Below are 11,576 nucleotides of genomic sequence, written 5' to 3'. Positions count from 1 at the left end.
GACACCACTTGTGACTTTTTACGGAACCATCAATATTTTGATGAAGTCAGAATAAATCACATTCTGGATGGATTCGTAAAAAGCCCGAGATCAAGGCTTGCGAATCTCGAGGAATGAGGCGTACATATGGTACGCTGCAGTGACGAGGGATGAAGCGTAACGCAGATATCGGGCTTTTTACAAATCCATCATGATTAAAGATCATCGCCCCTACGTTGTCAAAAAGGCATACCTGAAGTTTCAGAGATTCTATGCCCGGCACTTTCTGGCCCCCCAACTCGAGCACCTGGGAAGGGGGTTCACCTTCATGCGGCCCTGGCATGTGGAGCTGTTCGGTGCGCCGATCGCCATCGGACGATTCGCCACGATCATCGCCACCCCGGATAAAAAAATCCGGCTGTCGGTATGGCCGGACCAGGCAGGCAAGGGACAAATCACCATCGGCGATTACTGCCTGATCTGCCCCGGCGTCAGGATCAGCAGCGCCGCCGGTATCAGGGTCGCCGACAACTGCATGATCGCCAACGGCGCCTACCTTACCGATTCCGACTGGCACGGGATCTACGACCGCATCTCCTTTGGCCATGCCATGCCGGTAACCATCGGAAAAAATGCATGGATCGGAGACAGCGCCATCATCTGCAAGGGCGTGACCATCGGCGAGAACAGCATCGTGGGCGCCGGGGCCATCGTGGTGGATTCGGTTCCCGCCAACTGCGTGGCCGCCGGCAACCCGGCCCGGGTGGTCAAACAGCTGAACCCTGAAGAGTCCTTCACCACCCGTGCCGAATTTTTCTCCGACCCGGCCAAACTCTCCCGGGAATTCATGGCCTGGGAGCAAGCCATGCTCCAGGGCAATACCCTGTTTGGCTGGCTGCGCCACCTGCTGTTTCCCGCCAGAGGGGATTGAAACAAAATCGACCGACCGCCGATTTATCTCACCCCGCTCAGGAAGGTCCTTTGGGAATGCCGACGATGCGCGATCCCAATCCGGAACCGGCCATGAAGCCCTCCCGGCTGGTGTTCATTCGAATATCCCTTCCCTTGCACCGGGGGCATACGGGCGGGGTCTCATCGCCTTTGAACGTCAGATGCGCAAACGTGTGGCTGCATGCGTTGCACCGGCACTCGGCTGTGGGCATGGCAATCGAATCCTTTCACGGTCTACAGGCTGATGACCGCCGCGTCACAAGACATGTGGATCAGCTCGGCGGCCGTGGCCATTCGGGCACCGTCGATGAGTTCCTTCTCGTCTATATGCCGGGCTTTGGCGCAGGGCGTGCAAACTAGAATCGGCACCTCGTGGGCCTGAAGATAGGCGATGAGGTCGTCGGCCACGTCCCCCGTCGCCGCCCGCAGGTGATCCGCTAGCCCTCTCTTGGCAATGTATACGCCTTCATCGAGCAGAAAAAGGGTGGTTTGTTTGCCCTCCTTGTGGGCGATGGTGGCCAGATGGATCGCCCGGGTGGACCGGTTGGGGTTGTCGGTGCCACAGGACAGGACAATGACGACGTGCAGTTTCATGGTTGTTCCTTTCCGTTTTCGTTTAGAACCTTTCCACTTCAAAACGTCTCCATGGCCGGCACGGGTGACGGCTCAGGTCTCGGGTTTCGGTTTACCGCAGGAAACGACCCAATGAAATCCTGTAAACAGCACCCCCCCCGCCAGTGCCACACCGGCGCTGAGCAGGAAAAGCGGTGCCGTGTTGCCTGCGTCATAAAGTGCACCGCTGACAAAAAAACCCACGGTGAGTCCTAATCCATAGGTCACGGCATTGTTCAATGCCTGGCCCAGGGTTTTTTCCGATGGCGGCGCGAGCTGATCCATGTATAGGATGCCGGCCATGTGAAATGCACCATAGGTGATTGCATGGAGCAGCTGGCTGGCCAAAATCACCATCGCCGACTGGGCGACGTACAGCAAGCCCCAGCGCAATACCGCCACGGCAAAGGACACCGCCAGTATCCGTTTGAAGGAAAAACGGGCAAACAGTCGGGGCGAGTTGATCATCACCACTACTTCCGCCATGGACGCCAGGGCCCAACAGACGCCGATAAAACTGCCGCCGTGCCCCAGCCGGGCCAGGTGAATGGAAAAAAATCCATAGTATGCCCCATGGCTTACCAGCATGAAAAACGCACACAGAAGAAATACCAGCGTGTGGCCCGAAAACAACCGCACGGCATCATGGGGTTGGGCCTGCCGCTGTGAGCGGATTCGGGGCATGGTGGAGGCGGTCATGGCCTGGGCGGTTGAAATGGCCAGAACCAGCGCAATGACGATACCCACGGCATAGCGGTCGATCATTTTCCCCGAAATTAGCACCACGGCAATGAATGCGATCGATCCCCACGCCCGGGTGCGGCCATAGCGGTGTTTGGTTTTGCCGAGCACGTCCATGGCAAACGCTTCGAGAAAGGAGATGATCGGCGCGTAAAAGGCACCGTAGACGATGGTGAGGAGCAGCATGAACCGGAAATCGGTGGTGAAGAGAAAAAGTGCCCACAGGGCGGTACTGGCAATACTGCACAGGATGTATATGGGACGGCGGATTCCCTTTCGGTCGGCCAGGATACCCCAGAAAATGGAAAAGAGAATCAGCACGGCTGAGCGAACGGCACTCAGGCTGCCGATTTGAAATCCGGTAAAACCAAGGTTCAGGCAATAGAGGTTGAAATAGGGCAGAAACACGCCCATGGCACCGAAGTAAAGAAAATATTGAATTCTGATGGCGTTTTTTTCGCTGATCATGGACAACCCACAAACAATGAAGGTAAGGATATTGATTGTCCGGGCATCATATCCATTTTGGTGGGAAAGGCAACGCCTTTCACCAGTTGCCTGACTGGGAGAAAATGGCCTGGTGTACTGAAATGTTGACATAAATCGAAAATATGCGCATCATGTCGCGTCATTGATGGTTGCCTGCCATCGTCCTATCCCGGAAAACAGATCCATTCAAAAATTGTAGCCCCAAGGAGGATAAAATGAAAAATAAAGCCAGAAATCCGATTTGGATTCCCCTGGTGATTGTCGGTCTTGCCCTGATCGGATGTGTTCAGTCTCAGATGGCTGACTCCGCGGGCGCCCACAATCAGAACAAGGCCATGATGGACAATCCGGTCGAGCTGGTCAACCAGCTCAGCAGCGATATTTCCAAAGCACGCATGGCTCAGCTCAACATCCTCTCCCCCGAGGGGTTCAAAAAGGCGGAGAGGGCTTTTTTCAGCGCCCAGGAGGATCTTGAAAAAGGCAATGAGATCGCCGATATCCGCAAGGCCGTCATGGAATCGCGTAATTACCTTCAGAACGCCGAGGAGATTGCCACGATTTCGCGAACGACGCTGGCCGACACCCTCAAGGCGCGTGAAATGGCCCGAAGTGCAGGGGCCGCCATGTTCGAAAATGAATACCGTCGGGTGGAAAACGACTTTCTGAACCTAACCCGGGCCATCGAACGGGACAATCTCAGTTATGCCCAGAATAATCGAAGCAAGGTGATCGAGCGCTACCGGGAATTGGAGGTTCGCGCCATCAAAGAAGAGACCATCGGAAAAGTCCGTGCGCTCATCGCCCGGGCCGAAGCAGCCGATGCCCAAAAAATCGCTCCCCGCTCCTACGACCAGGCCGTGGATCAGATCAATGCGACCGACGCATTCATCTCGGCCAATCCCTATGCCAAGGAAGAGATGCACGCCATGGCCCGGGAAGCCCTGTTCAAGGCCAACCGGTTGGTGGTGGTCACCGAGCAGAGCAACCGGATCAAAACCATGAAACCAGAGGCGATCGTTCTGCTGGTGGAAAATCACCTGCATACGATATCTACCGCGCTCGGTGCCCAGGATATGCGCGACCAGGCATACCAGACCCAACTGGACAATATCATCGGGTCGGTCAATTCCCTGAAAAGTGACCGCACGTTCATGTCCGAGAAGAATCAGGCGCTGCTGGTGGAGATGGAAACGCTCAAGGCGGACAACCAGGCCCAGATCGACGCACTCAATGTGCGCGTGGCCACGCTGGAGGGCAAAACCCGGGAGGACCAAATGGCCAAAGAGCGCATGGCCAGGGAACGCATGGCCGCGGAGCAGCGCCTGGCCGCAGAAAGGAAGTTCAACCAGCTCTACGTGGCGGTCCAGGACTACTTCGAAAATGATGAAGCCGAGGTCTACAAACAGGAGAACCAACTGGTGCTCCGGCTAAAAGCCATGCGGTTTCCCGTGGGGAAAAGCATCATCATGCCGGAGAACTACGCCTTGCTGAGCAAAGTCCAAAAGGCCATCCACACCTTCGATGAACCGCGGGTGATCATAGAGGGGCATACGGATGCCACCGGTTCCGACGAAGTCAACATGCTGCTCTCCCAGCAGCGGGCCGAGGCCGTCCGCGAATACATGGTCGCCAACCAGACGCTGCCCCCGAACAGCGTTTCCGCCGTGGGTTATGGCTCCGAGCGGCCCTTGGCCTCAAATGCCACGAGCGCCGGCCGGGCCATCAATCGCCGCATCGACATCCTGATCATTCCTGAGGCAAAACCCATATGATCGACATATGTGTGTATTTCTCAGATCAATAATCCATCAACCCAAGGAGGTTTCATGAAAAAAGTACTGATCGCCTATGTCAGCCGGACGGGCAAGACCGAAGCCATGGCCAACTACATCGCCGAAGGTCTTCGGATCAAAGGAAAGGAAGTGGATGTCAAGAAGATCGCATCCATTGAAAATGAAAAAGGCGTCGTGGGGTACGACGGTTATGTGTTCGGCTGCCCGACCTATCACAAAGACATGACCAGTGGAATGAAACAATTCCTCTTCAAGGCGGAAAAAGCCAACCTGACTGGCAAAATCGGCGCCGCTTTCGGTTCCCACACCCATAGCGGTGAGAGTGCACCCATGATCTTCGACACCATGCAGCACGTTTTCAAGATGGATATGACCGACCTGGGGCCCCTGAACCTCACGGAAGCCATGGTCGAGAGCGGCCAAGGAATGAAGGCCTGCCAGGATTACGGTAAAGCGCTGGGCGAAAAACTGGGATGATGACATCCTCGGCGCTTGAGAATGGCGGTGGGCGGGAAGGAACAGCCCACCGCCGTTTTTTTTAACATTACCGATCAAGGTCGGACCGTGGAAGGTGTCCGCATTTTTTTGACGGTTGGGAACCGGCGGCGCCGGTTCGCTATCTAAAAGACAGCCTGAATCGGTCACTTGATCGACGACTGCCTTGCCTGACTCATTTTCAGTTGACGTGGCACCTTCCGATAGGCTACACTTAATTTACTTATAAAATAAGATGTTACCGCGATGCGCCCGGTCCGGCCCAGGCCATCTCAAATTTTCGATCCAGACGCGCTACGTTCTGTTTTTCCTTTGATTTCAAACATTCCCTGAAATCTGATTTGCCTTCAGCAGCTCCTTTTTTGATCCGGTTGATTCCACACCCATTCGCGTGGCCATGTGCGGACGCCGACACCCCGTTGCGGTTTAGGATGGTTCATTCTCCGGCACGGCGTCTGGGCGAACCAGGGGGCGTTCACTCCCGTCATGGATCCTTCTTGTGACCTGGATCCATCGCAACCACCCAAACTGAAAGGAGGCCCACCGATGTATCTTAAACAAGGAGATCTTTTCTGGGGAATGGACACGGACTTCGTCAAAGAGGCAATGGCGGCCACCACCAAGGAGAACCTGGAAGAGGGACAGGTGGTATTCAAGGAAGGAGACCCGGCCGAGTCCTTTTACATCCTGGTCAAAGGCCGAATCAAGCTTACATTGGGCGAAAAATCACGTGAAGTTTACGTGGCCTATCAACCGGGAGAAATTATCGGGTGGTCCAGTCTCATCGGGCGCGAAACCCTCTCCGCCACAGCCCGCTGCCTGGAACCTACCATCCTCAGCAAAGTTGACCGGCAGCGATTTCTCGATATTCTTGGACGCTACCCGAGCGAAGGGGCCACCCTTTTTCAGCGCGTGGCCACCATGCTGGGCAATCGGCTGGTGAAGCTCTACCCCAGTATCGCCTGATGCTCAGTGGCCAGCATGGTGAGCCGGTCCATAGCCCGGCTGAGGCACGCACTGGTGATGGCCAATTGTCAAGTTGATGCTAAATTAAATGCTTGGTGGCCTTGTAAAGCGCAGGACTGGTGCATACTTCGTAGTATTTACGATGGGTTATGTTCTTATGGCTGAGGTCCTTGGGGTTGACCGCCGGCACGTCGGCTTCGCGCAACACCAGACGTTGATATCGGCCGGACTTGGTGGGAAACTTGCCCGTGTAAAGACGGATCTTGTCGAGCTGAAGGGCGGGAAGGTTTCCGTGGAATTGCTTCAGGTCGATCTCCTGAGCCAGCTTGCGGAATCCGGCCTCGTTCAATTCAATGCCATTGACGTTGTATCGCAGCAAAAGATCATCGGCCGTCTGTTGCATTTCCGTGTCCGAAGCCCCCTGAAAGACAAAAAGATTGAAGGGGCCGCTGTTTTCACGGATGATCCGCCGCACGGATTTGTGACATCCGGAAAGGCGATCGGCCAGGTTAATGGCCGGGGATATCATGATGCGGTTGTCCCCGTCGAAAAGAAAGGTGGGGGCATCTGCCCGATGGCAGATGCCGATGCCCAGTTCCAGGATCGGCAGCTGGTATTCCTGGCTCTTCTTGTTGTAGCGGTTGATAATCATCAGCACGTTGATGGCCATGCCGCAAGACCGGGCCACGCTGTACCAGCCGCTGGGCGTATCCTCCCGCTCGAAGATAGACAGGATGATGGCATCGCCTTCGATGAACACCTTGTGAGCGTCATACTCCGCAAGAATCTCGGATATGGGGTCAAAAAAATTGAGACTAAAGTAGGAGGCCGGATTGAGCCCACGTTCGTTCATCTGGTGGGTGATATCCGTCGATCCGCGCAGATCGGCCTTGATGATGGTGTGGTTCATGATGGGTTTATCACCCATTTCCTGCTCATGGGGCAGCAGAAACTCGTACAGCGTGCGGTTCGCCTTGGAAAGGGCCAGAATTTTTTTGTCGGTGACCAGATTGATCCGCTCAGCGGCATCACGATATATAGTGAAGCAGCAGAAGTCGCGATGATAGCGGGAGAAGGCCCGCAGGAATCGGACCAGGTATTCCTTTTTCCGACGGCTGCCCATCCGCTCCATCTGAACCACCTTGCGGTTGAGCGGCCACATGCGGAACGTCTTGCCGTAAAGCTGCTTCAACCGCTTGAGCCGGTTTCTCACCAGTTTTCGACTTTTGGGATTGATCAGATACTGCAGAACCTGTTGAGGGACAAGAGGAGGACAGTAGTCGCGATATAGGGGCTGCATTTCGTATGAGGCCGTAATCCGTTCCATGAGACCGGTTCGGGAAAACTGCCGGAAAAAATAGCCCATCAACAATCTTTGGTTTCTCATCCTCAACCGGTGGGATCGGCGGGTCTCCTTGTCCGCCTTGGACCGTTTCAGGGCTTTGTATTGTTTCTTGGCCAGCTTTCGATTCAACAGCAGGTCGATATTGTCAGGGCGCTTGATCCACTGATCCAGGCGCTGCAGCTGAAATTTCTTGGCTTCATCATTTCCCGGCAATTCAGCAGCGGAAATCTCCCGGCGTCGCCGGTCCAGCGTCCAACTGATCGCTGCGGTTTCCTCCATGTCAAGGAAACCGAAGATGCTGCGCATGAGACTGAGCATCATTTCGTATCGGTCCGGATCTTCGACCCGACGCCCCAGGCAGAGGTCATACTCTTCGATCATGAAGTGGTCGTTGAACGGATTGTCCATGTGAACGATGGGGTTGGTGAGCAGATCGAAAAGAAACGGCAGATCCTGGCCGAACACCGCTTCACGCATTTCCCGAATGTCGGTTTCCCGTATCTCCCTGAAATACCCGCAAAGCTCCAGCCCCACCTTCTGCTGCACCGATTCACGGCTCTGGAGAACATGGGCCAGATTCTCTTTGAGTTTGAGTGCCTTCTTGTGATCCTCGTGGTGAGCCAGGTCCGATCGGCGGATAGCACTTTTACAATGACCGATCAAAATATCATACTGTTTGCGGATTTCATCGTGGACCATGGAAAGAATGGCGATCTGGGCCAGAAAGTCAACCTGCATCTCTTTGGCTGCCCTGGCTTTGTTGACCGCATCACTCATGATCTGGCCGTAGAGTTGACGGTAGCCCTCCTGCTCTCTGGCGAGTACACTCATCCGCTTTTTCTCAGAAGTGGTCCAGATTCCGGTTTCACGTTCGATGAGAAGGGCGGCCAGCTTGGCCGTGGCACTGCAGAAGGAAGGACTCAAGCGCACATCGCAGCGGATATTGTCCACTCCCAGAACCAAGCGCTCCAGCGAGAAGTCGGTAGAATAGGACTCCATGGGGAAATCTTTGAGCCCGGGCAATCTGGGTTGGAATTTTAGAAAATCGAGCATCCCTGCGCGTTCCGTCCGCTGTTTGAGAAACGAAAAGACCTGATCAACCCTTTGTTACCTTTACCATTTGGCTTTTGTGGTGTCCATAAAATTAACCCGCCGCCAAAGCCACCACCCTTGCCCGGCATTGGGATAATGGATCTGCACCGGTCTCGACCGCTCCAAGCGGGCCGGGCAGCCACCCAGAAATCCCTGCCGCCGGCACGGTCAGGTCTGGACAAGCAGACGGTCACCCGCTAAAGTGGGCGATATACAACCCGCCACAACCGTGACCCTCGCCCATCGTGAAAGGAAGCATCCATGGCATCCATTCTTATCGCAAATGCATTGACAGTAAATGAAGGCCGGTCGGCCCATCAGGATCTGCTGCTCCGTGACGGCCGCATTGACGCTATCGGCGGGGATCTGACCGGCAGAGGTGCAGACCAGGTCATCGATGCCGACGGCCGGGCGCTGCTTCCGGGAATGATCGACGATCAGGTTCATTTCCGCGAGCCGGGCCTGACCCACAAGGGAGATATTCGTTCTGAGTCCCGCGCGGCGGTGGCCGGCGGGATCACCAGCTATATGGAAATGCCCAATACATTTCCGCCCACCACCACCATCGATCTGTTGGAGGAGAAGCACCGCATTGCCAGGAAAAACTCCTTTGCCAACTACAGTTTCTATCTGGGAGGCGCCAATGACAACATCGAGGCCGTCAAGGCGCTCGACCCGAAACAGGCCTGCGGTGTGAAAGTGTTCATGGGTGCCTCAACCGGCAACATGCTGGTAGACGACCCCGCTGCGCTGGAACAGATCTTTACCCACAGCCCGACCATCGTGGCCACTCACTGTGAGGACAGCCCCATCATCGATGAAAACACGCGGCGGTTTCAAGCCATCCACGGCGAAGACATCCCCATCGCCCTTCATCCGGTCATCCGCAGCGAAGCGGCCTGCTACCGTTCCACGGCCCTGGCCGTTGAACTGGCCCGCCGGTGCAACACCCAGTTGCACATTCTGCACCTGAGCACGGCCAAGGAACTGACGCTCCTCTCTTCAATGCCGTTGGAAGCCAAACGGATCACCGCCGAGGTCTGTGTCCATCATCTGCTCTTCTCGGGAATCGACTACAGAGAAAAAGGTAACCTGATCAAATGCAACCCAGCCATCAAAACGGAGGCAGACCGCAGGGAGCTGCTGGCGGCATTGCAGGCGGGAACAATCGACGTGGTGGGCACGGACCACGCCCCCCACACCCTGGTGGAAAAGCAGCAATCATACATGAAGGCGCCTTCGGGCCTGCCACTGGTCCAGCATGCCCTGGTCAGCCTGCTGGAGCACGTCCACGACCGAACGATTTCCTTGGAACAGGTAGTTGAAAAAACTGCCCATAATCCGGCGCGTCTGTTCGCGGTAAAGCAGCGGGGGTATCTTCGGGAGGGTTACTGGGCAGATCTGGTTCTGGTGGATTTGAAACGATCCACCATCGTAGACGAACAGCCGGTGCACTACCATTGCGGATGGACACCCTTTGCCGGACGCACCTTCCGGTCGAGCGTCGCGGCTACTTTTGTTTCCGGGCACCTTGCCTTTAACGACGGAAAGCTCGATCCAAAACCCGCGGGCAGACGGCTTGAATTCGACCGATGATGACCATACTTGCGCAGCCAACCATCGTGGAGGAGGCATCCTGAAACCTTGGCGATTAATCATTGAGGGTACGGCTGACGGTATGGGGGTGGCACGCCGCAGGGTCGATGGATGGGATGCCACGCAGATATCTTAACTTTTCCCGGCTCCATCAACGAATAAGCAAAGCCAGCGCCCCATGCTCTCTGAGAATATTCACGCCAATCGCCAGAAGGACGACCCCCCCCGTCATTTCCGCCCAGCGGCTCAGCTGCGCCATGTTACCGATCACTTTCCCCAGGTGCATGCCGACCGTGGTAAACCCACCGGCCACCAGTCCGATAACCAACGCCGGCGTCCAGATGGAGACGTTGATCATAGAAAGGCTCAGGCCCACAGCCAAGGCGTCGATACTGGTGGCCACGGAAAGCATCACCATCGTCATGCCTTTAGTGGGGTCCTTGGCGTCTGCATCCACCGATTCTCCTTTGAATGCGGATCGAAGCATTCCCTGAGCCACGAACACGAGCAATGCGAAGGCGACCCAGTGGTCATAGGCCTCGATGCGACCTCTGATCGTATAACCCGCACTCCAGCCGATGACGGGCATCATGGCCTGAAAAAGACCAAAGTGCCAGGCCAACCGAAAGGTCTGACGGGCGCTGACAGTCCGAAGGGAGACCCCCGAGGCGATGGAGACGGCAAAGGCATCCATGGCCAGGGCCACGGCAAGTGCCAGTGTATTGATCATTTCCAATGATCTATTTCCTGCTATCGCCGATTGAGTCCCCATCGGTTTCAACCGGCCAAAAAAAAAGGCCCGGTAGGTGCGACCCGGGCCCTAAGTAATTAAAATCGATCGGGCATGAAACCGCTTGACCGGCAGAAAGCCGAGCCGGATTACGGTTGGCAAAAAACTACCGTAGGGCAGAACGGGGTGCTTTGCCTGCCAGCGGGTTGTAGAGCTTCATGATGGCGAACTTCATGACATCCAGGGTTTTCGTCTCGGCAATAATCCCCAGCAGCTTGGCTTCCGCCTCGGCGGGAAGCGTGCAGGCCTTGGAATCATCACAAGTCAGCCCGGAAAAGCCTTTGCCGAGCTTTTTGTATTCCTTGGCAGTCATTCCCACCTGAACCGCCTCTTTTCCACCGATGTCGACGATCTCGCCCGCCAGACCGGCACCGCTAATCGTGGACTTTTTCGCCTCATCCAGAATCACGTTAATGTAATAGTCAGCCATCTCGCCGTTTCTCCTCATTGAAAAATGATAGTGGTGTTAAAACATACTTACCCAGTGGAGGCTTTTTACAAAATATCACAAAACCGGTCAAGAAAGGATTGAAGATTCCACGTACACTACCAGCACTTTTCCGCTTTGGGGTAGCTACCCAGCAGCTTGACGAACAAGGCATGCAGGGTCAGTTCGCCGATAGCCGACTTAACCTCGTCCGAGTCGATACCCGCTTCGAAGGCCGCATAGAAAACATACTCCCAGGGATTTTCCGGAATGGGCCGCGATTCCAACTTGGTGAGGTTT

General features: G+C 55.5%; 11 protein-coding genes and 1 pseudogene. 5 read left to right on the top strand and 7 right to left on the bottom strand.

The window, feature by feature from the left end:
• Positions 1-190 precede the first annotated feature (190 nt).
• A complete protein-coding gene (locus ABYV26_RS11960; protein ID WP_372681265.1) occupies positions 191-910 on the top strand; it encodes a DapH/DapD/GlmU-related protein in 720 nt (239 codons plus the stop codon).
• A gap of 37 nt (positions 911-947) precedes the next feature.
• Here ABYV26_RS11960 and ABYV26_RS11955 read toward each other — a convergent pair whose 3' ends face one another.
• The 3 genes from ABYV26_RS11955 to ABYV26_RS11945 form a co-directional block, all read right to left on the bottom strand.
• Positions 948-1,142, bottom strand: a complete 195-nt coding sequence (locus ABYV26_RS11955) for a zinc ribbon domain-containing protein (RefSeq protein ID WP_372681263.1) — start codon at positions 1,140-1,142, stop codon at positions 948-950.
• Between the two features lie 22 nt (positions 1,143-1,164).
• Positions 1,165-1,524, bottom strand: coding sequence for a DsrE family protein (locus ABYV26_RS11950; RefSeq protein ID WP_372681261.1), 360 nt, complete (start codon positions 1,522-1,524; stop codon positions 1,165-1,167).
• A 72-nt stretch (positions 1,525-1,596) separates the two neighbouring features.
• Positions 1,597-2,751: an MFS transporter gene (locus ABYV26_RS11945; RefSeq protein WP_372681260.1), complete on the bottom strand. Its 1,155-nt coding sequence runs from the start codon at positions 2,749-2,751 to the stop codon at positions 1,597-1,599.
• A gap of 236 nt (positions 2,752-2,987) precedes the next feature.
• Between ABYV26_RS11945 and ABYV26_RS11940 the strand changes: the two genes are divergently transcribed.
• The 3 genes from ABYV26_RS11940 (at position 2,988) to ABYV26_RS11930 (ending at position 6,026) form a co-directional block, all read left to right on the top strand.
• The gene (locus ABYV26_RS11940) at positions 2,988-4,544 is read left to right on the top strand and encodes an OmpA family protein (protein WP_372681259.1); all 1,557 of its coding nucleotides are present in this window, start codon (positions 2,988-2,990) and stop codon (positions 4,542-4,544) included.
• 54 nt (positions 4,545-4,598) lie between these two features.
• Positions 4,599-5,042, top strand: coding sequence for a flavodoxin domain-containing protein (locus ABYV26_RS11935; protein ID WP_372681258.1), 444 nt, complete (start codon positions 4,599-4,601; stop codon positions 5,040-5,042).
• Positions 5,043-5,606: 564 nt separating this feature from the next.
• On the top strand, positions 5,607-6,026 hold the full coding sequence (locus tag ABYV26_RS11930) for a cyclic nucleotide-binding domain-containing protein (RefSeq protein WP_372681257.1): 420 nt from the start codon (positions 5,607-5,609) through the stop codon (positions 6,024-6,026).
• 79 nt (positions 6,027-6,105) lie between these two features.
• On the opposite strand, the gene ABYV26_RS11925 is transcribed toward ABYV26_RS11930, so the two are convergent.
• Entirely contained in the window at positions 6,106-8,424 is a 2,319-nt protein-coding gene (locus ABYV26_RS11925) for a hypothetical protein (RefSeq protein ID WP_372681255.1), read from the bottom strand.
• A 300-nt stretch (positions 8,425-8,724) separates the two neighbouring features.
• On the opposite strand from ABYV26_RS11925, the gene ABYV26_RS11920 reads away from it, so the two are divergent.
• Positions 8,725-10,059 carry a dihydroorotase gene (locus ABYV26_RS11920; protein WP_372681254.1) on the top strand — a complete coding sequence of 445 codons (1,335 nt, stop codon included), beginning with the start codon at positions 8,725-8,727 and terminating at the stop codon, positions 10,057-10,059.
• Between the two features lie 151 nt (positions 10,060-10,210).
• On the opposite strand, the gene ABYV26_RS11915 is transcribed toward ABYV26_RS11920, so the two are convergent.
• The 3 genes and pseudogenes from ABYV26_RS11915 to ABYV26_RS11905 form a co-directional block, all read right to left on the bottom strand.
• On the bottom strand, positions 10,211-10,789 hold the full coding sequence (locus ABYV26_RS11915) for a manganese efflux pump MntP family protein (RefSeq protein WP_372681253.1): 579 nt from the start codon (positions 10,787-10,789) through the stop codon (positions 10,211-10,213).
• 166 nt (positions 10,790-10,955) lie between these two features.
• Positions 10,956-11,279, bottom strand: a complete 324-nt coding sequence (locus ABYV26_RS11910) for a hypothetical protein (RefSeq protein ID WP_372681252.1) — start codon at positions 11,277-11,279, stop codon at positions 10,956-10,958.
• A gap of 116 nt (positions 11,280-11,395) precedes the next feature.
• Positions 11,396-11,576 (bottom strand): annotated as a pseudogene (locus ABYV26_RS11905) (chorismate mutase); the annotation flags it as partial.

The sequence above is a fragment of the Desulfosarcina sp. genome (genome assembly GCF_041551955.1).
Classification (GTDB): domain Bacteria; phylum Desulfobacterota; class Desulfobacteria; order Desulfobacterales; family Desulfosarcinaceae; genus Desulfosarcina.
The sequence above is the reverse complement of the archived record's forward strand: the minus strand, read 5'-3'. Positions and strand labels throughout refer to the sequence as shown.